General features: G+C 73.1%; 18 protein-coding genes. 14 read left to right on the top strand and 4 right to left on the bottom strand.

The genetic code is table 11. The annotated features are described in order from the left end of the window. Positions 1-5 precede the first annotated feature (5 nt). The gene (locus tag ACWC97_RS13505; RefSeq protein ID WP_450649284.1) at positions 6-842 is read right to left on the bottom strand and encodes an endo alpha-1,4 polygalactosaminidase; all 837 of its coding nucleotides are present in this window, start codon (positions 840-842) and stop codon (positions 6-8) included. Between the two features lie 239 nt (positions 843-1,081). Here ACWC97_RS13505 and ACWC97_RS13500 point away from each other — a divergent pair, with 239 nt between their 5' ends. The 7 genes from ACWC97_RS13500 (at position 1,082) to ACWC97_RS13470 (ending at position 11,588) form a co-directional block, all read left to right on the top strand. Next, entirely contained in the window at positions 1,082-2,638 is a 1,557-nt protein-coding gene (locus tag ACWC97_RS13500; protein WP_450649282.1) for a leucyl aminopeptidase, read from the top strand. 401 nt (positions 2,639-3,039) lie between these two features. Then, on the top strand, positions 3,040-4,428 hold the full coding sequence (lpdA, locus tag ACWC97_RS13495; RefSeq protein WP_352280390.1) for a dihydrolipoyl dehydrogenase: 1,389 nt from the start codon (positions 3,040-3,042) through the stop codon (positions 4,426-4,428). 61 nt (positions 4,429-4,489) lie between these two features. Further along, positions 4,490-6,265: a 2-oxoglutarate dehydrogenase, E2 component, dihydrolipoamide succinyltransferase gene (sucB, locus tag ACWC97_RS13490; protein WP_450649280.1), complete on the top strand. Its 1,776-nt coding sequence runs from the start codon at positions 4,490-4,492 to the stop codon at positions 6,263-6,265. Positions 6,266-6,419: 154 nt separating this feature from the next. Further along, a complete protein-coding gene (locus tag ACWC97_RS13485; protein WP_352280392.1) occupies positions 6,420-7,043 on the top strand; it encodes a GntR family transcriptional regulator in 624 nt (207 codons plus the stop codon). A 280-nt stretch (positions 7,044-7,323) separates the two neighbouring features. Beyond that, positions 7,324-9,993 carry a pyruvate dehydrogenase (acetyl-transferring), homodimeric type gene (gene aceE / locus ACWC97_RS13480; RefSeq protein ID WP_450649278.1) on the top strand — a complete coding sequence of 890 codons (2,670 nt, stop codon included), beginning with the start codon at positions 7,324-7,326 and terminating at the stop codon, positions 9,991-9,993. Positions 9,994-10,036: 43 nt separating this feature from the next. Continuing rightward, complete coding sequence (locus ACWC97_RS13475) at positions 10,037-11,008, top strand: helix-turn-helix transcriptional regulator (RefSeq protein ID WP_450649276.1); 972 nt, start codon at positions 10,037-10,039, stop codon at positions 11,006-11,008. Positions 11,009-11,069: 61 nt separating this feature from the next. Beyond that, entirely contained in the window at positions 11,070-11,588 is a 519-nt protein-coding gene (locus ACWC97_RS13470) for a DUF4240 domain-containing protein (protein ID WP_450649637.1), read from the top strand. A gap of 33 nt (positions 11,589-11,621) precedes the next feature. Here the strand turns inward: ACWC97_RS13470 and ACWC97_RS13465 are convergent, their stop codons facing one another. Further along, a complete protein-coding gene (locus tag ACWC97_RS13465; protein ID WP_352280395.1) occupies positions 11,622-12,392 on the bottom strand; it encodes an SDR family NAD(P)-dependent oxidoreductase in 771 nt (256 codons plus the stop codon). Between the two features lie 155 nt (positions 12,393-12,547). On the opposite strand from ACWC97_RS13465, the gene ACWC97_RS13460 reads away from it, so the two are divergent. After that, entirely contained in the window at positions 12,548-13,186 is a 639-nt protein-coding gene (locus ACWC97_RS13460; RefSeq protein WP_385205096.1) for a TetR/AcrR family transcriptional regulator, read from the top strand. Positions 13,187-13,260: 74 nt separating this feature from the next. Here ACWC97_RS13460 and ACWC97_RS13455 read toward each other — a convergent pair whose 3' ends face one another. Further along, positions 13,261-13,779, bottom strand: coding sequence for a GNAT family N-acetyltransferase (locus ACWC97_RS13455; RefSeq protein WP_352280398.1), 519 nt, complete (start codon positions 13,777-13,779; stop codon positions 13,261-13,263). A 125-nt stretch (positions 13,780-13,904) separates the two neighbouring features. Between ACWC97_RS13455 and ACWC97_RS13450 the strand changes: the two genes are divergently transcribed. Together ACWC97_RS13450 and ACWC97_RS13445 are read left to right on the top strand one after the other, a co-directional pair. Next, positions 13,905-14,804 carry a TIGR01777 family oxidoreductase gene (locus ACWC97_RS13450; RefSeq protein ID WP_450649273.1) on the top strand — a complete coding sequence of 300 codons (900 nt, stop codon included), beginning with the start codon at positions 13,905-13,907 and terminating at the stop codon, positions 14,802-14,804. Between the two features lie 240 nt (positions 14,805-15,044). Further along, on the top strand, positions 15,045-16,346 hold the full coding sequence (locus ACWC97_RS13445; protein ID WP_450649271.1) for an NAD(P)/FAD-dependent oxidoreductase: 1,302 nt from the start codon (positions 15,045-15,047) through the stop codon (positions 16,344-16,346). Between the two features lie 111 nt (positions 16,347-16,457). On the opposite strand, the gene ACWC97_RS13440 is transcribed toward ACWC97_RS13445, so the two are convergent. Then, complete coding sequence (locus ACWC97_RS13440; protein ID WP_450649269.1) at positions 16,458-18,101, bottom strand: regulator; 1,644 nt, start codon at positions 18,099-18,101, stop codon at positions 16,458-16,460. A gap of 262 nt (positions 18,102-18,363) precedes the next feature. Between ACWC97_RS13440 and lipB the strand changes: the two genes are divergently transcribed. From lipB to ACWC97_RS13420, 4 genes are all read left to right on the top strand, one after another. Then, complete coding sequence (gene lipB / locus ACWC97_RS13435; protein ID WP_450649267.1) at positions 18,364-19,209, top strand: lipoyl(octanoyl) transferase LipB; 846 nt, start codon at positions 18,364-18,366, stop codon at positions 19,207-19,209. A gap of 144 nt (positions 19,210-19,353) precedes the next feature. Then, entirely contained in the window at positions 19,354-20,319 is a 966-nt protein-coding gene (gene lipA, locus ACWC97_RS13430; protein WP_385205078.1) for a lipoyl synthase, read from the top strand. 278 nt (positions 20,320-20,597) lie between these two features. Then, positions 20,598-20,807: an SCO2195 family GlnR-regulated protein gene (locus ACWC97_RS13425; RefSeq protein ID WP_352280404.1), complete on the top strand. Its 210-nt coding sequence runs from the start codon at positions 20,598-20,600 to the stop codon at positions 20,805-20,807. A gap of 19 nt (positions 20,808-20,826) precedes the next feature. Continuing rightward, positions 20,827-21,534: a DUF4191 domain-containing protein gene (locus tag ACWC97_RS13420; RefSeq protein ID WP_352280405.1), complete on the top strand. Its 708-nt coding sequence runs from the start codon at positions 20,827-20,829 to the stop codon at positions 21,532-21,534. Positions 21,535-21,679 lie beyond the last annotated feature (145 nt).

Genomic DNA, 21,679 nt, shown 5'->3' with positions numbered 1-21,679 from the left:
GCGGATCAGGCCGGGCACTCCTGGCGCCAGACGCCGAGCTCGTACTTCTTCAGCAGGGAGCTGAGCCCCAGCCGCCGCGAGTCCGCGCAGAACCGGGTGACCGGCAGCTCGTACTCGACGTGGAAGACGGCCTTGCCCGCCTTCACGAACGGGGAGAGTTCCGCGCACTCCTCGTACTGCGCGCACTGTTCGTTGACCGCGAAGTCGAAGTCCGGCTCCAGCGCGGGGATCTGGCCGAGATCGTTCTTCAGGCCCACGGCGAGGCCGTGGCGGTGGGCGATGCGGGCGACGAGCCGGTTGTAGCGCAGCTGGTCGGCGGCGGTCAGCGGGAAACCGGTGCGGTTGCGGTAGCCGTCCATGTTGTCGGGCTCGACCGCGTCGAAGCCCTTGCGGGCGCACATCGCGATCCGCTTCTCCATCAGCGGTTCCAGGACGTCGGTGCGGCGGATGTCGAGCCAGCGCTCGCCCTTCCAGCCGTTGCCCTCGCCGAGCACCCGGGCGGGGAACTTCCCCGCGTCCGGGCGGAATTCCTCCCAGGCGCCGGTGGAGAGGTAGCAGATCACCTTGCGGCCCCGGCGGTGCAGGTCGTCGACGGCGGCGGCGGCGTGGTCGAAGCCGTCGATGTCGTACACCGGCACGTCCACCGTGGGGTCGAGTCTGCCGGAGAGCTGCCACTGCCAGCCGAGGCCGGGTTTCGGCCGCCAGTGGTCCCGGGCGGTCCGGCGGGGGTCGTCCGGCGCCGGGGCGCAGCCGGTCAGCAGAACGAGAACGGCCAGCAGCAGTACGGCGGCGGGCAGCGGTGCGCCGCCCGTCCTCGGGCGCGCGGCCCCACGGGTGTGCATGGTTCTCCCCCGGTCGGTCCTTCTCCGGCACGACCCTACGTGCTCGCCCGCCGGGTCCGGGCCCCGGAGGCGGGCCGGGAGGCGCTTCGAGCCATCGACGGCCCGCCGCCGTGATCCCGGCGCAAAGGCGCGCGTAGGCTCCTTACCGGCACATTGCGGGGGGCGTCTACGATGCGCCGGGCACGGTCGGCCCATCCCTCGACCGCCATCGAACTCAACGGAAGCGAGATTTCACCACCGTGACTGCTCTCACTCTCAGCACTGCCGGGGCGGCGACGCTGCGTGCCGACGCACTCGTCGTCGGCGTCGCCAAGGGCTCTGCATCCAAGACCGGGAGCCTGGTCCTCGCGCCGGGCGCCGAGGCCGTGGACCAGGCGTTCGGCGGGAAGCTCGCCGCCGTCCTCGAAGCCCTGGGCGCCACCGGTGCCGAGGGCGAGGTGACCAAGCTCCCCGCGCCCGAGGGCCTCAAGGTCCCGGTCGTCATCGCGGCCGGTCTCGGCCCCGCCCCGGAGAAGGGCCAGGCGTACGACGCCGAGGCGCTGCGCCGCGCCGCCGGTTCGGCCGCCCGCGCCCTGACCGGTGCGAAGAAGGCCGGCTTCGCGCTGCCCGCCGAGTCCGCCGAGGACGCCGGGGCCATCGCCGAGGGCGCCCTCATGGGCGCGTACGCCTTCACCGCGTACCAGCAGGGCGAGAACAAGCTCGCCCCCAAGGGCAAGAAGAACGGCAACGGTCCGAAGCTGCCGCTCGGCGAGGTCGCCCTGATCGGCGCCAAGCCGCGCGACAAGGCGTTCAAGGCGGCCACCGAGCGCGCCGTCGCGCTGGCCGAGGAGATCAACCGCGCCCGCGACCTGATCAACACCCCGCCGAACGACCTGTACCCCGAGTCCTTCGCCGCCGTGGCCACCGCCGCGGGCAAGGAGCACGGCATCAAGGTGCAGGTGCTGGACGAGAAGGCGCTCGTCAAGGGCGGCTACGGCGGCCTGCTGGGCGTCGGCCAGGGCTCCACGCACGGCCCGCGCCTGGTGAAGCTGGCCTACACGCACCCGAAGGCGGAGAAGACCCTGGCCCTGGTGGGCAAGGGCATCACCTACGACTCGGGCGGCATCTCGCTGAAGCCGGCCGGTCACAACGAGACGATGAAGTGCGACATGAGCGGCGCCGCCGCCGTGTTCGCCGCCGTCGTCACGGCCGCGCGGCTGGGGCTGAAGGTCAACGTCACCGGCTGGCTGGCGCTGGCCGAGAACATGCCGTCGGGCAACGCCACCCGCCCGGGTGACGTGCTGCGCATGTACAGCGGCAAGACCGTCGAGGTCCTCAACACGGACGCCGAGGGCCGGCTCGTCCTCGCCGACGCGCTGACCCGCGCCTCGGAGGAGAACCCGGACGCGATCGTCGACGTGGCGACCCTGACCGGCGCGATGGTGCTGGCGCTGGGCAACCGCACCTTCGGCATCATGGCGAACGACGACGCCTTCCGTACCTCGATCCACGAGATCGCCGAGGAGGCCGGCGAGGCGTCCTGGCCGATGCCGCTCCCCGCCGACCTGCGCAAGGGCATGGACTCCCCGACCGCCGACATCGCCAACATGGGCGAGCGGATGGGCGGCGGCCTGGTGGCCGGTCTCTTCCTCCAGGAGTTCGTGGGCGAGGGCATCGCCTGGGCGCACCTGGACATCGCCGGTCCGGCCTTCCACGAGGGCGCGCCGTACGGCTACACGCCGAAGGGCGGCACCGGCTCCTCGGTCCGCACGCTGGTCAAGCTGGCCGAGCGCACCGCCGCCGGCGACCTCGGCTGAGGCCGCGAGCCCCGCAGCACGGGCCCGGCACCGGCCGGACGGCATCGCGCGTGTGATGCCGTCCGGCCGGTGCCCCGGGCCCGCCGTACGGCCCCGGGCATGATTCCGGGGCCGTTCGGCGTTGTCCCGTCGGTACCACCGCGCGGGAATCCGGCCGGTTTCGCTCTCGACGAAATCCACGGGCGTCCGCGTGGCGGCGACCGGCCGGGACGGATGATCATTCGCCCCGGACCCGGGCCCCGCGTCCCGCTCACCGTCAACTAGTGCGAAGATGGGTTCTCGGCAGGACAGGGCCCCCACCACAGGGCCGAAAAACACAAAGCGGCCGAACACCAGCCGACCGGCGGTCATCCCCCAGCGACGGGGCCCGGCGTACGGCGCACATGCATGGAGGACGTGACGTGGCGAACGACGCCAGCACCGTTTTCGACCTAGTGATCCTCGGCGGCGGTAGCGGCGGTTACGCCGCGGCCCTGCGCGGGGCGCAGCTGGGCCTGGACGTCGCTCTGATCGAGAAGGGCAAGGTCGGCGGCACCTGCCTGCACAACGGCTGCATTCCCACGAAGGCCCTGCTCCACGCCGGCGAGATCGCCGACCAGGCGCGCGAGTCGGAGCAGTTCGGTGTCAAGGCCACTTTCGAGGGCATCGACATCGAGGCCGTCCACAAGTACAAGGACGACGTGATCTCGGGCCTGTACAAGGGTCTGCAGGGTCTCATCGCCTCGCGCAAGGTCACCTACATCGAGGGCGAGGGCCGGCTCTCCTCCCCCACCTCGGTGGACGTGAACGGCCAGCGCGTCCAGGGCCGCCACGTGCTGCTCGCGACCGGCTCCGTGCCGAAGTCGCTGCCGGGCCTGGAGATCGACGGCAACCGCATCATCTCCTCGGACCACGCGCTGAAGCTGGACCGCGTCCCGAAGTCGGCGATCGTGCTGGGCGGCGGCGTCATCGGCGTCGAGTTCGCCTCGGCGTGGACGTCCTTCGGCACCGACGTGACGATCATCGAGGGCCTGAAGCACCTGGTCCCGGTCGAGGACGAGAACAGCTCGAAGCTTCTTGAGCGCGCCTTCCGCAAGCGCGGCATCAAGTTCAACCTCGGTACGTTCTTCCAGAGCGCCGAGTACACGCAGGACGGCGTCCGCGTGACCCTCGCCGACGGCAAGACCTTCGAGGCCGAGGTGCTGCTGGTCGCCATCGGCCGCGGCCCGGTCTCGCAGGGCCTGGGCTACGAGGAGGCCGGGGTCGCGATGGACCGCGGCTACGTCCTCGTCGACGAGTACATGCAGACCAACGTGCCCACCATCTCGGCCGTGGGCGACCTGGTCCCGACGCTCCAGCTCGCGCACGTCGGCTTCGCCGAGGGCATCCTGGTGGCGGAGCGGCTGGCCGGTCTGAAGACCGTTCCGATCGACTACGACGGTGTCCCGCGGGTGACCTACTGCCACCCCGAGGTCGCCTCCGTCGGCATCTCCGAGGCCAAGGCCAAGGAGCTCTACGGCGCGGACAAGGTCGTCGCTCTCAAGTACAACCTCGCGGGCAACGGCAAGAGCAAGATCCTGAAGACCGCGGGCGAGATCAAGCTCGTCCAGGTCAAGGACGGTGCCGTGGTCGGCGTCCACATGGTCGGTGACCGTATGGGCGAGCAGGTCGGCGAAGCCCAGCTGATCTACAACTGGGAGGCGCTGCCGGCCGAGGTCGCGCAGCTCATCCACGCCCACCCGACCCAGAACGAAGCGATGGGCGAGGCCCACCTGGCCCTGGCCGGCAAGCCGCTTCACTCCCACGACTGATCCAGTCGACCGGGCGCGACGACGACCTACTTCCGCACTTTCGTAAGGAGCAACTGAAACCATGTCGGTTTCCGTAACCCTTCCGGCGCTCGGCGAGAGCGTCACCGAGGGCACTGTCACCCGCTGGCTGAAGGCCGAGGGCGAGCGCGTCGAGGCCGACGAGCCGCTTCTCGAAGTGTCGACCGACAAGGTCGACACCGAGATCCCGGCCCCCGCCGCCGGCATTCTGGCGTCCATCAAGGTCGCCGAGGACGAGACCGTCGAGGTCGGCGCCGAGCTGGCCGTCATCGACGACGGCACGGGCGCCCCGGCCGCCGCCGAGGCTCCGGCCGCCGAGCCCGCCGAGGCCCCCGCCGCCGCCCCGGCGCCTGCCGCCGAGGCCCCCGCCGCTCCGGCTCCGGCCCCCGCGGCCGAGGCTCCGGCCGCCGCCCCGGCCGGTGGCGCCTCCGGTACCGACGTCACCCTCCCGGCGCTCGGCGAGAGCGTCACCGAGGGCACCGTCACCCGCTGGCTGAAGGAGGTCGGCGAGGAGGTCACGGAGGACGAGCCCCTCCTGGAGGTCTCCACGGACAAGGTCGACACCGAGATCCCGGCCCCGATCTCCGGCGTGCTGCTGGAGATCGTCGTCGCCGAGGACGAGACCGCCGAGGTCGGCGCCAAGCTCGCCGTCATCGGTGCCCCGGGTGCCGCTCCGGCGGCTGCCCCGGCTCCGGCCGCTCCGGCGCCCGCTGCCGCTCCGGCTCCGGCTCCCGCGCCGGCTCCGGTGGCCCCGGCCGCCCCTGCTCCGGCCCCGGCGGCGGCCGCCGCTCCGGCTCCGGCCCCCGCCCCGGCCGCTCCCGCCCCGGCTCCGGTGGCCGCCCCGGCGCCGGTCACCCCGGTGGCCCCGGCCGCGACCTCCGGTGACGACGGCGCGTACGTCACCCCGCTGGTCCGCAAGCTCGCCGCCGAGAACGGCGTCGACCTGGGCGCGGTCAAGGGCACCGGTGTCGGTGGCCGGATCCGCAAGCAGGACGTCGTCGCCGCCGCGGAGGCCGCCAAGGCCGCCGCCGCGACCCCGGCTCCGGCCGCCGCCGCTGCTCCGGCAGCCTCGAAGGCGCCGAAGCTGGAGGCGTCCCCGCTGCGCGGCCAGACGGTCAAGATGACCCGCATGCGCAAGCTCATCGGCGACAACATGATGAAGGCGCTGCACTCGCAGGCGCAGCTGACGACGGTCGTCGAGGTCGACGTCACGAAGCTGATGAAGCTGCGCAACCGGGCGAAGGACGCGTTCGCCGCCCGCGAGGGCGTCAAGCTGTCCCCGATGCCGTTCTACGTCAAGGCGGCGGCCCAGGCGCTGAAGGCCCACCCGGTCGTCAACGCCCGGATCAACGAGGACGACTCGACCGTCACGTACTTCGACTCGGAGAACATCGGCATCGCCGTGGACGCCGAGAAGGGCCTGATGACCCCGGTCATCAAGGGTGCGGGCGACCTGAACATCGCGGGCATCGCGAAGAAGACCGCCGAGCTGGCCGGCAAGGCCCGCGGGGGCGGCCTGACCCCGGACGACATGTCCGGTGCCACCTTCACCATCAGCAACACCGGCTCGCGCGGTGCGCTCTTCGACACCGTCATCGTGCCGCCGAACCAGGCCGCCATCCTGGGCATCGGTGCCACGGTGAAGCGTCCGGCGGTCATCGAGACCGAGGAGGGCACCGTGATCGGTGTCCGCGACATGACGTACCTGTCGCTCTCCTACGACCACCGTCTGGTGGACGGCGCCGACGCCGCCCGCTACCTGACCTCGGTCAAGGCGATCCTGGAGGCCGGCGAGTTCGAGGTCGAGCTCGGCCTCTGAGCGCGGCTGTAACCAGCCTCACCAACGGTGCCCCCGTCCGGAACACTTCCGGGCGGGGGCACCGCCGTATTGTCTAGGGCACGCCCCAGACACCGCCGGTCGGCCCGGCCGCCGTGATGACGCGGAAGCACCGGTTCGCCCCGAAGGAGCCCTCATGACCCCGCCCGTCGTCCACTCGCTGCGCGAACAGATCCGCGAGCACATCGTGGAGGGGATCGTCAGCGGGCGCTGGAAGCCCGGCGAGCGGATCGTGGAGCGCCGCATCGCCACCGAGCTGGAGGTCAGCCAGACGCCGGTGCGCGAGGCGCTGCGGGAGCTGGAGACGCTCCGGCTGATCGAGTCGGCCCCCAACAAGGGCGTCCGGGTCCGCAACCTCACCGCCGCCGACCTGGAGGAGAGCTACCCGGTGCGGGCCGGTCTGGAGCAGATCGCGGCGGAGCTGGCGGCCCCGTCCCTCGGCGAGGACTGCTCGCGCCTCACCCCGCACGTGACGGCGCTCTACGAGGCGGACCGGCTGGCCGACGGCGAGGCGCAGGTCCGGCACACCGTGGCCTTCCACCGCGAGATGGTGCGGGCGGCGGGCAACGCGGTCCTGCTGCACACCTGGGAGGGGCTGGGCATCGAGGTGTTCACGGCCCTGTCGATCCGCTGGCTGGGCACGGTGCAGAAGTCGTACGCGGAGGAGCACGAGGCGCTCATCGAGGCATTCCTGCGCAAGGACCCGGACATCGGCGTGCTGGCGAAGGCGCACGTCCTGGGCTGCGCCCCGCGCGCCTGAGAAGCCCTCCCGGACTGCCTCCGAGGACGGACGCATCTGTCGGGACGGGTGCTCTTCCGTGCAGGTCGGCGCCCTTTTTGCACCCGTAGATCCCGTCACTCCGTGCCCCGTTTCGCGGCACCGAATGCCAATTTCTTCATATCGAGAAGTTTTGCGCTTCACCCTTTGATCGATCATCGATCGGCGCCTTAGAGTTCATCTCGCGGGCTCACCGCCCGATCGCCCTGTCCTGCCAGTCAGGGCCTTCTCCACCCCCCTCCCACTCCGGAAGGCGGCGATCATGACCGACCCCGTAGGAAAGCTTCCGAGCGAGCTCGATCAGCTCCCGGACCGCGACCCCGAGGAGACCGCCGAATGGGCGGCCTCCCTGGATGCCGTCACCAGGGCCGCCGGCCCGCACCGCGCCGCGTACCTGATGCGCCGCTCGCTGGAGCACGCCGAGGGCGCCGGTCTCGCGCTGCCCAAGCTGTTGGAGACCGACTACGTCAACTCCATCCCGACCGCCGCCGAGCCCGAGTTCGACGGCGACCTGGAGATGGAATCCCGGATCACCGCCTGGAACCGCTGGAACGCGGCCGCGATGGTCACCCGCGGCTCCCGCTTCGGCGTCGGCGGCCACATCGCCACGTTCGCGTCGGCGGCCTGGCTGTACGAGACGGGCTTCAACCACTTCTTCCGGGGCAAGGAGGGGGACGGCTCCGGTGACCAGCTCTACATCCAGGGCCACGCCTCCCCCGGCATCTACGCCCGCGCCTTCCTCGACGGCCGTCTGAGCGAGCAGCAGCTCGACAACTTCCGCCAGGAGGCGGGCGGCGACGGTCTGCCGTCCTACCCGCACCCGCGGCGGCTGCCCTGGCTGTGGGAGTTCCCCACCGTGTCGATGGGGCTCGGCCCGCTCTCCGCGATCTACCAGGCGCGCTTCAACCGCTACCTGGCCAACCGCAACATCAAGGACACGTCGAACTCGCACGTCTGGGCCTTCCTGGGCGACGGCGAGATGGACGAGCCCGAGTCGACCGCCGCCCTGGCCCTCGCGGCCCGCGAGGGGCTCGACAACCTGACCTTCGTCATCAACTGCAACCTGCAGCGCCTCGACGGCCCGGTCCGCGCCAACTTCCGCGTGGTCCAGGAGCTGGAGGGGGCCTTCCGCGGCGCCGGCTGGAACGTCGTCAAGACGCTCTGGGGCACCGCGTGGGACGAGCTGTTCCAGCTGGACACCACCGGTGCGCTGGTCCGCCGGCTCCGGGAGGTCCCGGACGCGCAGTTCCAGACGTACGCCACCCGCGACGTCGCGTACATCCGCGAGCACTTCTTCGGTGCCGAGCCCGCCCTCGCCGAGCTGGCGAAGCTGCTCACCGACGCGAAGATCGGCGAGTGCTTCTACACCTCGCGCGGCGGCCACGAGGCCCGCAAGGTGTACGCGGCCTACCGGGCCGCCCTGGCGCACAAGGGCGCGCCGACCGTGATCCTCGCGCAGACCGTGAAGGGCTTCACGCTCGGCAAGGGCTTCGAGTCCAAGAACGCCAACCACCAGATGAAGAAGCTCTCGGTGGACGAGTTCAAGGACATGCGCGAGCTGCTCGGCCTGCCGATCCCGGACAGCGCGTTCGCCGACGGCCTGGTGCCCTACGGCCACCCGGGCGCCGACTCCCCCGAGGTCCGCTACCTCCAGGAGCGCCGCGCCGCCCTCGGCGGCCCCGCCCCGGCCCGCCGCGTCCACGCGGTGGCGCTGCCGGAGCCGGAGGAGCGCGCGTTCGCCGCCCTGAAGAAGGGGTCCGGCAAGCAGGAGATGGCCACCACCATGGCCTTCGTCCGCCTGGTCAAGGACCTGATGCGGGACAAGCAGACCGGGAAGCGCTGGGTGCCGATCGTCCCCGACGAGGCGCGCACCTTCGGCATGGAGTCGCTGTTCCCCTCGGCCGGCATCTACTCGCCGCTGGGCCAGACGTACGAGCCGGTCGACCGCGACCAGCTGATGTACTACAAGGAGGCCAAGGACGGCCAGATCCTCAACGAGGGGATCACCGAGGCCGGGGCCATGGCCGACTTCATCGCCGCCTCGACGTCGTACGCGACGCACGGCGAGACGATGATCCCGTTCTACATCTTCTACTCGATGTTCGGCTGGCAGCGGACCGGCGACCAGATGTGGCAGCTCGCCGACCAGCTCGGCAAGGGCTTCATCGTCGGCGCCACGGCGGGCCGTACGACGCTCACCGGTGAGGGGCTCCAGCACGCGGACGGCCACTCGCACCTGATCGCGGCCACCAACCCGGCCTCGCTCAACTACGACCCGGCGTTCGCGTACGAGATCGCGGTGATCGTCAAGGACGGTCTGCGCCGGATGTACGGCCCCGAGGCCGAGAACGTCTTCTACTACCTGACGGTCTACAACGAGCCGAAGCCGCAGCCCGCGATGCCGGAGGGCGTCGAGAAGGGCATCGTCAAGGGCCTGTACCGCTTCAAGGAGGGCGTGCCCGCCTCGGCGGACGCGCCGCGGGTCCAGCTGCTGGCCTCCGGTACGGCGATCCACTGGGCGCTGGAGGCGCAGGAGCTGCTGGCCGCGGACTGGGGGGTCACGGCCGACGTCTGGTCCGCCACCTCCTGGGGCGAGCTGCGCCGCGAGGCGCTGGAGTGCGACGCCGCGCTGCTCCGCGGTGAGCAGCGGGTGCCGTACGTGACGCAGGTGCTGGAGGGCGCCCCGGGTCCGGTCGTCGCGGTGAGCGACTGGATGCGCCAGGTCCCCGACCAGATCAGCCAGTGGGTGGAGCAGGACTGGTCCTCGCTCGGCACGGACGGCTTCGGCCTCTCCGACACCCGGGACGCGGCCCGCCGCCACTTCGGCGTCGACGCCCGTTCGATCGCCGTCGCGGCCCTGGCCCAGCTGGCCCGCCGCGGCGAGGTCAGCGCGACCTCGGTCAAGGAGGCACGGGAGCGGTACGGCCTCTGAGGCACCGGACACAGGGCAGCGCGCATGCGGACACAATGGCCGCATGCGCGCTGCCCGTCTCATCAGAATGGTGCTGCTCCTGCAGGCCCGCACGGCCATGACCGCCGCGGAGCTCGCCCGGGAGCTGGAGGTGTCGGAGCGGACCGTGACCCGGGACGCCCAGGCCCTCTCGGCGGCGGGCGTCCCGGTCTACGCGGACCGGGGCCGGGCCGGCGGCTACCGGCTGGTCGGCGGCTACCGGACGGGGCTGACCGGTCTCGCCCGGGACGAGGCCGAGGCGCTCTTCCTGTCCGGGCTGCCGTCCGCGCTGCGCGAGATGGGGCTGGCGGACGCCGCCTCGGCCGCCCGGCTCAAGGTGGCGGCGGCCCTGACGCCCTCGCTGCGGGACGCCCCGGACCGCACCGTGCACCGGTTCCATCTGGACGCGCCGGGCTGGTACCAGGAGCCGGTCACCCCCGAGCAGCTTCCGGCCCTGGCCGGGGCGGTGTGGGGCGACCGGACGGTGCGGGCCCGCTATCTCCGCAACGGCGCGGACGCCCCGGCCGAGCGGGAGCTGGAACCGTACGGGCTCGTGCTGAAGGCGGGGGTCTGGTACGTGTGCGCCCGGGTGGCGGGGGATTTCCGGGTGTACCGGGTCGACCGGTTCTCGGACGTGGTGGTGACCGAGGAGCGGTTCGAGCGGGACGAGCGGTTCGATCTGGCGGGTTTCTGGGCGGAGCGGGCCGCGCAGTTCGCCCGGTCGCTGCTGCGGGCGGAGGTGACGGTGCGGTTGTCCCCCGAGGGGGTACGCCGATTGCCGTACGTACTGGACCGTTCGGCGGTCGGGGCGGCGCTGGAGGCGGCCGGTCCGCCGGATGCCGAGGGGTGGCTGACCCTCACCGTGCCGGTCGAGTCGGAGGAGATCGCGTACAGCCAACTCCTGGGCCTGGGGCCGGAGTCGGAGGTACTGGAGCCGGTCGCGCTGCGGGAGCGGTTCGCGGCGGCGGCCGCGGCGCTGCACGGGCTGTACGGCTGAGCGCGGCGCCGTCCGGCGTCCGCGTGCGCCGTGCCCCACCAGGGCCGATGCTTGATCCGTGATGGACGAGACGGAGTTCTGGGAGATCGTCGACAGCACGCGCACGGCCGCCGAGGGTGACCCGGAGGACCAGGCCGAGCTGCTCGTCGAGCGGCTGGTGCGGCTCGACCCCGACGCGGTGCTGGACTTCGCCCGGCACTTCGAGGCCCGTTTCCACCGTGCCTACCGCTGGGAGCTCTGGGGCGCCGCCGCGCTGCTGCTGGGCGGCGCGGACGAGGGCGCCTTCGATTTCTTCCGGTGCTGGCTGATCGGCCAGGGCCGGGAGGTCTTCGAGGGCGCCCTGCACGAGCCGGACGCGCTGGCCGATCTCCTCGACGACTTCGACGAGGAGATCGACGGGGACGGCGAGGAGCTGGGTTACGCCGCCGACGAGGCGTACGAGCAGCTCACCGGCGTGGTGGCGCCGGACCTCGGGCTGCCGCCCCAGCCGGCCGAGCCCGGGGGCGTCCCGGTGGGCTTCGACGACGAGTCCCTGGCGAAGCGGTTCCCCGGGCTCTGGGCACGGTTCGGGACCGGCTGAGGGGCCCGGCGGCCAGGGTTGTGTTTCCAGGGCCTAGAAGTGGGTGCCGCCGTCGATGCGGATCTCCGTACCCGTGATGAACGCGCCGTCCCGGGAGCCGAGCATCGCGACGACACCGGCCACGGTGTCCGGGCTGGCGAAGCCGGTGCCGAGCGCCGGGGAGAGCTTCATGAAGAGCGACATGTCGGCGTCGGCGGGCAGGCCCGGGCCGTGGCCGCTGGTCATGTCGGAGGAGATCGAGCCGGGCGCGACGGCGACGAACCGCACCCCCTGCTTGCTGTACTCGCTGGCCAGCGCGTGCGTCATCGACTGGATGCCGCCCTTGCTCGCCGCGTACGCGGACATGTACGGGTGGGCGAAGGCCGCGGAGGTGGAGGAGAAGTTCACCACGGCCGGCTCGTTGCCCTCGATCAGCGCCGGTATCGCCTCGCGGATCATCAGGAAGGTGCCCGTGAGGTTGACCGCGATGATCTTGTTGAAGAACTCCAGCGTGGTCTTGTGGGTGTGCTCGGAGCGCAGGATCCCGGCGGCGTTGACCAGGACGTCGAGCCCGCCGAGGGTCTCCACGGCGGAGGCGACACCGGTCCGTACCGCGGCCTCGTCCGCGATGTCCAGGGCCAGGGTGGTGAGGCGGTCCGCGGTGCCGTTCGCCTCGGCGGTCGCCCGGGTCTCCGCCAGGCCGGCCTCGTTGACGTCGGCGGCGACGACCCGGCCGCCCTCGGCGAGGACGCGGTGGACGGTGGCCCGGCCGATGCCGGAGCCGCCTCCGGTGATGAGGACGCGGCGGCCTTCGTAGCGGTTCATGTCTGTCCCTCCGATCCCGGTGACTGGTGTCCCGGAGCGTGTCGACGGCGCCCCCCTGGGCGTCCCGATCGCTGTCCACCGTACGCCTAAATGGCACGTTTTGCCATCACGGCATCGCGCGCATGCCCCTGGCCCCCGGGGGTAATGTCCTGGGAATGAGCACCGAGCCGCCGCAGCCGTCCCTCACCGAGCGCCGCAAGGCCGCGACCCAGCTGGAGATCGCCCGTGCCGCGGCCGCGCTCTTCGCCGAGCGGGGCCCCGACGGCACCACGGCGGAGGACATCGCACAGCGGGCGGGCGTGGCGCTGCGCACCTTCTACCGGTACTTCCGCTCCAAGCAGGACGCGGTGGGCCCGCTGCTCTCCGGGGGCGCCGAGCGCTGGCGCTCGCTGCTGGCGGCGGCCGAGCCGGGGGACGCGTTCGCCGAGGTGCTGGAGCGGGCGGTCACCGAGGCGTTCCGGATGCCGGACGGGGACGCCGACGAGCAGTTGGGCTGGACGCTCGGGCTGCTGCGGGCGGCCGAGCGGGACCCGGCGCTGCGCGCGGTCTGGTACCGGGTCAATCAGGATTCGGAGGAGCGGCTGCTGCCGGTGCTGGCCCGGCTGGCCGGCGAGGAGGCGGACCCGCTGGAGGTCCGGCTGGCCGCGGCCGCCGCCACGGACGCGGTACGGGTCGCGCTGGAGTCCTGGGCGGCGACGACGGACGCGCCGACGGACGGGCCCGGCTCACCGGCCGAGCTGGCCGTCCGCTGTCTGCACGAACTCATGGGCGGTATGCGGCTGTTCAAGGGCTGAGCGCCTGTCGGGTGGCCTCCGGCCGGGCGGACACGGCGCGGCGCTCATGCTCCGGCCGGGGCCGCCCCGGCCGGTCACGGGGCGAGCGAACGGCCCATCAGGATGTCGTCGACGTACCGCCCGTCCAGGAAGAACTCGCCGGGCAGCACGCCCTCGACGGTGAACCCCTCGGACGCGTACAGGGCGCGGGCGGGCGTGTTGTGCCCGAGGACCCGCAGGGTGATCCGGTTGGCCCCGTCGTCCCGCGCCGTCGCGCAGGCGGCGCGCAGCAGGGCGCGGGCGACGCCCCGGCCGCGCGCCCGGTCGGCGACGGCGAGGCCCTGTATCTGCCGGACGTGGGCGTTGCAGGCCAGGGGGGTCGGCGGGACCAGCCTGATGTATCCGGCCGGGCGCGGGTCGTCCGCGACCTCGGCCACCAGGAAGTCACCGGGTACGTGGCGCTCGTCGAAGAAGGGCGCGTAGGGCGGCTGGGGGCGGGGCATGACGGCGTGCAGGGTGGACCAGGTGGCGCGGTCGAGCTCGCCGAGCGCGGCCTCGTCGGCGAGGACGGCGGGGCGGACGCGGCAGGCCGGGTGCGGATGGATCTCGGACATGCCCGCCACTGTGTCAGAACCGGTCCGGGCGGTCAGTCCCTTTCTTCGCGCGGTACGCCGGTGACACGCGGCGCGGCGCTCACCAACGGTGGGCCCGGCAGGGCCGTTGAGGCAGGATGGGACCCATGGTTCACTCCCGTATCGCTGTCACCGGAGCGTCCGGACTCGTCGGAGCGGCGCTGGTGCGTTCGCTGCGGGCCGACGGGCTGGAGGTGGTCCGTCTCGTCCGCCGCCCGGCCCGGTCGGGGGACGAGGCGGAGTGGGATCCCCGGCGCGGCTACGTCGACGCGGCGGGCCTGGTCGGCTGCGACGCCGTCGTCCACCTGGCCGGGGCCGGGGTCGGCGACCACCGCTGGTCGGAGGCGTACAAGCGGGAGATCCGGGACAGCCGGGTGCTGGGCACGGCCGCGATCGCCGAGGCCGTCGCCTCCCTGGACCCGGCTCCGAAGGTGCTGGTGTCCGGTTCGGCGATCGGCTACTACGGCGACACCGGGGACCGTGCCGTCGACGAGAGCGCCCCGGCCGGGAAGGGCTTCCTGCCGTCCGTCTGCGTGGAGTGGGAGGCCGCCACGGCCGCCGCCCAGGCGGCGGGCGTGCGGACGGTGCACGCCCGCACCGGACTGGTCGTCGCCCGCGAGGGCGGGGCCTGGGGCCGGCTCTTCCCGCTGTTCCGGGCGGGGCTCGGCGGCCGGCTGGGCGACGGGCGGCAGTACTGGAGCTTCATCGCGCTGCACGACGAGGTCGCGGCGCTGCGCCACCTCCTGGAGACGGAGTCGCTGTCCGGCCCGGTGAACCTGACCGCGCCCTCCCCGGTCACCAACCGCGAGGTGACGGCCGCGATGGGGCGGGTGCTGCACCGACCCACGCTCCTCACCGCCCCGGCCCCGGCCCTGCGGATCGCCCTCGGGGAGTTCGCCCAGGACGTGCTGGGCAGTCAGCGGGTGGTGCCGCACCGGCTGCTGGAGTCGGGCTTCGCCTTCGCCTTCCCGGGCATCGACGGAGCGATCCGCGCCGCCCTGCGCTGAGCGCCCCGGCGGATGCGCCGCCCCCGCCACCGAATCGGACAGACATGCGACCCCGTGCAACGGTGCCCCGGGTGCGCGCGACTGCGTCCGCACCCGCCGCGCTCCTAACCTCCCGGTAGTGCCGTCGGCCGCCCGGCCTCCGGGCGGTGGTCCGAAGGCACGGCCCGGCGAACCCGGTCGTTCCGGGAGGCCCGTCGGGGCCGCGGTCCCCCACGGCCGCGCCGACTCGGGGAGGGGCACATGCTCAGCACGGCACACCACGCGGACGTCGTCATCATCGGGGCCGGGATCGCCGGCCTGTCCGCCGCCCATCGATTGACCAGCGCGGGGCTGAGCGTCAGCGTCCTGGAGGCCGCCCCCCGGATCGGCGGACGGATGAGCACCGCCGAGGTGGACGGCTTCCGGCTCGACCACATCGGCCCACTCCTCACCACCACCTGCCCGCAGCTGCGCGTGACGCCCGGCCTCGAAGGGCTGGTGCTGCGCACCTTCGCTCCGGGGGTGCTGGTGCACAGCGAGGGCCGCCAGTACCGCACCGGCGACGTACGGGGCGCTCGGGGCGCACTCAAGGCGGCACGCGCCCTCGCGAGCGCCCCCCGTCCGCCGATGGGCGGGCCGATCGACCAGGCCCGGGTGGCCGCCGCGCTGAGCCGGCTCGCCGCCACCCCGGCGGCCCGCATCCTGGCCCGCCCCGAGCAGACGGCGCTGGCCGCCCTGTCCCACCGCGGGCTGCCCGCCCGTACCGTCAACGGCTTCCTGCGCCCGCTGCTCGCCACGCTGCTCGCCGACCCCGGGCTCACCACCTCCAGCCGGTGCGCCGACCTCGTCCTGCGCGACTACGCGCGCGGCAGGCTCTGCGTCCCCGAGGGCGGTTCGGCGACGCTGCCCGAGCTCCTCGCGGCCGCGCTGCCGCCGGGCACCGTGCGTACCGGGGTGCATGTCACGGCCGCCGACATCACCTCGGTCCGCACCGAGGAGCACGGCGAGCTGGGGTGCCGTTCCCTGCTGGTCGCGACCGGCGCCGGGGCCGCCGCCGAGCTGCTGCCCGGTCTCCGGGTGCCGTCCTTCCACCCCGTGACGGTCCTTCACCACACCGCGCCCGCTCCCCCGCCGACCGGCACCGCCCTGCTGCTGGACGCCGACGGCTCCGGCCCGGTGGCGCACACCGCGGTGATGAGCGCCGTCGACCCCACGCGCGCCCCGCACGGCCGCACGCTGATCAGTTCCACGGTGCTCGGCACCCCGCCGCCCGGCCTGGAGCGCGCGGTCCGCACCCATCTGGCCGCGCTGTACGGGGTCCGCACCGACGACTGGGAGCTGCTGGCCGTCCACCACGACCCGGAGGCGGTCCCCGCGATGCCCGCCCCGCACGACCTGCGCCGCCCGGTGCGGCTGCTGGCCGGTCTCTATGTGTGCGGCGACCACCGGGACACCAGCACCGTCCGGGGCGCGCTGTACTCGGGGCGCCGCGCCGCCGACGCCGTCCTCGCCGACCTGGGCGTACGGCCGGCCGGCCACACGCCGCTGCCCGAGGCGGCCTGACGGAGGGGAACACCAAGCTCGCGGCTCCGGGCCGGTGAGGTCTGTGGACCCGGCCCGGAGCCGCGCTCGAACAGCCAGGGGGCGCACCGGCGTGCGCCCCCTGTGCCGTGCTCAGCCCAGCGCGGCGACCCGGTCGCGGTAGCCGCGTACGGCGGCGGCGTCCCGGTAGGGCTCCAGCCGCCGCTCGAAGTCGTGCAGGTACTCCGTGGCCCGCACCGACCGCATCTCCGCGGCCTGCTGGGCGGCCTCCACGCCGAGCGCGCACGCCTGGTCGAGCTCGCCGAGCCCGAGGCGGGCGGAGGCCAGCACCACCTGGCAGAACAGTCGGCTGCGGGCGTACGCCGGGGAGCGCAGCTGGAGCGAGCGCTCCGCGTACTGCGCCGCGGCCCGGTACTGCTGGAGGTCGCGGTGGCAGTGGCCGAACTCGTCGGCGAGCTGGGCCTCGTCGAAGTGGCGCGCCCAGTGCGGCACCTCGTCCCCGGGCCGGGCGATGTCCAGCGCCCGCTCGGCCCGCGCCAGCGAGGTGGTGCAGGCCCGGGACTCGCCGAGCACCCCGTGGCCGCGCGCCTCGACGGCGTGCAGCAGGGCCTGGACGACGGGGGGCGCGGAGGAGCCGATGCCCTGCTGCGCGACCCGGGCCAGTTGCACGGCCTCCCGGCCGTGGCCCAGGTAGACCGCCTGCCGGCTCATCGTCGTCAGCACATAGCTGCCGTAGGCGCGGTCACCGGCGGCCTGGGCGAGCCGCAGCGCCTGGACGAAGTACCGCTGGGCCAGGCCGTGGGCCGCGATGTCGTACGAGGTCCAGCCGGCCAGCCGGGTCAGGTCGGCGGCGGCCGCGAAGAGTCTGCGCCCGGTCGCCTCGCCGTAGGTGCCCCGGAGCATCGGTTCCGCCTCGTGCTCCAGGTAGCGGACGAGCGCCTGGCGGGCGTGGCCGCCGCCGTAGGCGTGGTCGAGGGTGCGGAAGAGTTCGCCGACCGAGCGCAGGGCGGCCACGTCGCCGCCGCTGACCCGCTGGCCGGAGTCCCGCCCGGAACGCCGCTGGCGGGGCAGGCCGAACGCCTCGGACAGCCCGGGAACGGGGCCCTGCGGGGACGGGGGGCCGCCCGGCGGCCCGGACGGCACGGACGCCCCGGCCGGGCGGGCGGCCGCCGCCCCCCGGGCGCCGGGCACGCCGTACGCACCGTGCGCCCCCGGTGCCGGGCGCGCCCCGCCGGGCCGGGGGGAACCACCCGCCCCACCGTCCCCCGCCGCCCCGTGCGCCCCTCCCGCCGCGCCGTGCGCCCGGGGCGCGGGTTCTCCGCCCCGGCCCACCGACTCGTCGGCCCGGCCGATCAGCCAGTCCCGGCTGGGGACGACGAGCCCGGCCGGGGTGAAGGCGATCTTGCGCAGCTCGGCCTGGCTGCCGGAGTCCTTCCGCCACAGCCCGCTCACGATGTCGACCGCCTCCGCGGGCGTGGCCGCGAACTCCAGACCGGCGTAGACCGGGGCGCACGCGTCCAGACCGAGGTCCTGCGCGGAGAGCCGGCGCCCGAGCCGCCGGGTGAAGACCTCGGCGATCAGCGCGGGGGTGGTGCCGCGCGGCTGCTGCCCGCGGAGCCAGCGGGTCACGGAGGTCTTGTCGTAGCGGAGGTCGAGGCCGTGTTCGAGGCCGAGTTGGTCGACTCTGCGGGCCAGACCGGCGTTGGAGAAACCTGCCTCGGTGATGAGCGCGGCCAGCCGGCGGTTGGGGGTGCGCTGCGGAGGTCGTTCCGACATCAGCTGTACGGTCTCCTGCCTTCCGGGCCGGGCGGGCAGCCCTTGGGGAACGGCGCGAATTTAGCGGCCTCCGCCCCGGTCACAGCCACCTTCGCTTCACTTTCATCCGATCGTGTGAGGATTGGGGGCGGTGCTGACGGGAAGACCTGCCGGACCACCGCCCGCCGACCGGTCGTACAGTGGCCAAAGGCGTGAATCAGTGCATGGTGACGCGGCTCCGGGTACCCCGCCGCCCGCGCACTACAAGAGGAAGGCATCTGTCGTGGCTGAGCTTCGGTTCGTCCGGCTGGGATTCGGTGAGGAAGCCGTCGACTACCAGGAGGCCTGGCAGAAGCAGCGCGAGGTGCACGCGGCCAGGTTCGAGGACACCGTCCCGGACACCTGCCTGCTGGTGGAGCACCCGCCCGTCTACACGGCCGGCCGGCGTACGGCCGACAGCGAACGCCCCCTCGACGGCACCCCCGTCATCGACGTGGACCGCGGCGGCAAGATCACCTGGCACGGCCCCGGTCAGCTGGTGGGCTACCCGATCCAGAAGCTGCCCCGCCCGGTGGACGTCGTCGCGCACGTCCGCCGCCTGGAGGAGGCGCTGATCCGGACCGCCGCCGAGTTCGGCGTGGAGACCACCCGGGTCGAGGGCCGCAGCGGGGTCTGGGTGCTCGGCGACCCGGTCGAGGAGCGCCCGGCGCTCGGCGGGCTCTCCCTCGACTTCGACCCCCGGCTCCAGGACGAGGAGTTCGACGCCCGGCTGAACGGCCCCGAGTACGCCCCGTCCAACGCCGGGCAGCGCCGCGAGGACCGCAAGCTGGCGGCGATCGGCATCCGCGTCGCCAAGGGGGTGACGATGCACGGCTTCTCGTTCAACGTGAACCCGGACAACACCTGGTTCGACCGGATCGTGCCGTGCGGCATCCGGGACGCGGGCGTCACCTCGCTGGCGTACGAGCTCGGCCGCGACATCACCGTCGCCGAGGTGCTCCCGGTCGTCGAGAAGCACCTGCGGGACGTCCTGGAGAACGCCGCACCGGCACCGCGCGTCGTCGAGCGCCCGGCCGCCGAGCCGTCGGGCGCGCCGGACGCCCCGGCCGATGCCGTGGCCACGGCGTGACGGCCGGATCACTCGGCCGGGAATAGGCCCCGCCTGCCACAGGTTGGCCGGACGTAAAGCCGTGCGAACCACGGGCGTACCCTGGTGTTCGCCGAAGAATCCAAAGAAGCATCCGACGCAGTACAAGCAAAGGGGAGTGCCGGAGTGTCCGCTGTCGCACCCGACGGGCGCAAGATGCTGCGCCTGGAGGTCCGGAACAGCCAGACCCCCATCGAGCGCAAGCCCGAGTGGATCAAGACCCGGGCGAAGATGGGCCCCGAGTACAACCAGCTGCAGAAGCTCGTGAAGAGCGAGGGCCTGCACACGGTGTGCCAGGAGGCCGGCTGCCCCAACATCTTCGAATGCTGGGAGGACCGCGAGGCCACCTTCCTCATCGGGGGCGACCAGTGCACCCGGCGCTGCGACTTCTGCCAGATCGACACGGGCAAGCCGCAGGCGCTGGACCGGGACGAGCCCCGCCGGGTCGGCGAGTCCGTCGTCACGATGGACCTGAACTACGCCACCATCACCGGCGTCGCCCGCGACGACCTGGAGGACGGCGGTGCCTGGCTGTACGCGGAGACCGTGCGCCAGATCCACGCACTGACCGCCGGGCGGGAAGCCGGCCGCACCAAGGTCGAGCTGCTGATCCCCGACTTCAACGCGGTGCCCGAGCAGCTCGCCGAGGTCTTCTCCGCCCGCCCCGAGGTCCTCGCGCACAACGTGGAGACGGTGCCGCGGATCTTCAAGCGGATCCGCCCCGGCTTCCGGTACGAGCGCTCCCTGGAGGTCATCACCCGGGCCCGTGAGGCCGGTCTGGTGACCAAGTCCAACCTGATCCTCGGCATGGGCGAGACCCGCGAAGAGGTCAGCGAGGCGCTCCAGGACCTGTACGACGCGGGCTGCGAGCTGATCACGATCACGCAGTACCTGCGCCCCTCGGTGCGCCACCACCCGGTGGAGCGCTGGGTGAAGCCGCAGGAGTTCGTGGAGCTGAAGGAGGAGGCCGACGAGATCGGCTACTCCGGTGTGATGTCCGGGCCGCTGGTCCGTTCCTCGTACCGCGCGGGCCGTCTCTTCCAGCAGGCGATGGACCGTCGCGGCGCCGCCGCCGCGGTGCCCGCCGTGTGAGACCCGGCACAGCGAACCACTGACCGGTCATGACCGACGCGAAGCGGTCCGTACGCTCCCCCGCAGGTCGGGGGCGGGTACGGGCCGCTTCGGCGTGCGCGCCCGCCGGATCGGGGTTTTCATTGGTGTTTGACCGTCCGGTCACGCGCTGGTAACACCGAGCAGTGACGCTGGGTGCACACGCCGCGCGGTACGGGCCCGGACCGTCCGGGCCGCCGGGTCCGCGCGAGCCACCCGCCCGCCCCTTCGCGCACATCCGCTCCGAGGAGATCTCCACGATGCAGGCCGTGCCGGTACGTGCCGCCGCCCTCCCGTCCGTCACTGCGGCCCTCCGCGCCGTCGAGTCGCTCGTCCTGGCCGGCGGCCAGCGCACGGCCCGCCGCAACGCCTGGTCGGCCGTCCAGGAGGACCGGCGCCGGGCCAAGGACCGGGTCGAGGCCGAGTCCGTGCTGTCCGTACTGGAGGCCGCGGCCGACCGCCGTTCCTGAGCCACGTAAACTTCTTTACATGGCGAGGAAGGCAAAGACTGAAGGCGCGGACAGCGCCGAGAACGCGGGGCGGCTCAAGCAGATCGCCCTGACCTACAAGATGGCCAGGCGGACCGACCCGAAGATCGGTCTTGTCGTCGCGGGCGTGGGAATCGTCACCTTCGGCGTCCTCCTCGGGATCGGTTTCGCGATCGATCATCCGGTCTACCTGGGCATCCTGGGCTTCGTACTGGCCCTCCTCGCGATGGCGATCGTCTTCGGACGGCGTGCCGAGCGTGCGGCCTTCGGACAGATGGAGGGGCAGCCGGGCGCCGCCGCGGCGGTGCTGGACCGGGTGGGCCGGGGCTGGACGACGACCCCCGCGGTCGCGATGAACCGCAGCCAGGACGTGGTGCACCGCTCCGTGAGCAAGGCCGGCATCGTGCTGGTCGCCGAGGGCAACCCGAACCGGGTGAAGCCGCTGCTCGCGTCCGAGAAGAAGAAGATGGCGCGCATCCTGGTCGACGTACCGGTGCACGACATCATCGTCGGCAACGGCGAGGGCCAGGTCCCCCTCAAGAAGCTGCGCACCAAGATGCTGAAGCTGCCGCGCGTCCTCACCGGCCCGCAGGTGACGGCCGCCAACGACCGGCTGCGCGCGATGGGCGACCTGATGAGCAACATGCCGCTCCCGAAGGGGCCCATGCCGAAGGGGATGCGGATGCCGAAGGGCGGAAAGACCCGCTGAGACGCGTACGCGCCTGGGAGACACGAAGAGGCGGGGGGGGGGGGGGGGGGGGCGGGCCGCGCCCCCCCCCCCCCCCCGCGACGGGAGGAGCGCGCGGGCCCCGGCCCCGGCCGGCGCCGACCCACACCCCCCCGACACCCCCCCC

The organism is Streptomyces sp. NPDC001108 (assembly GCF_053598535.1).
Note: the sequence above shows the minus strand (reverse complement) of the source record. Positions and strands in the feature narration are given on the sequence as shown.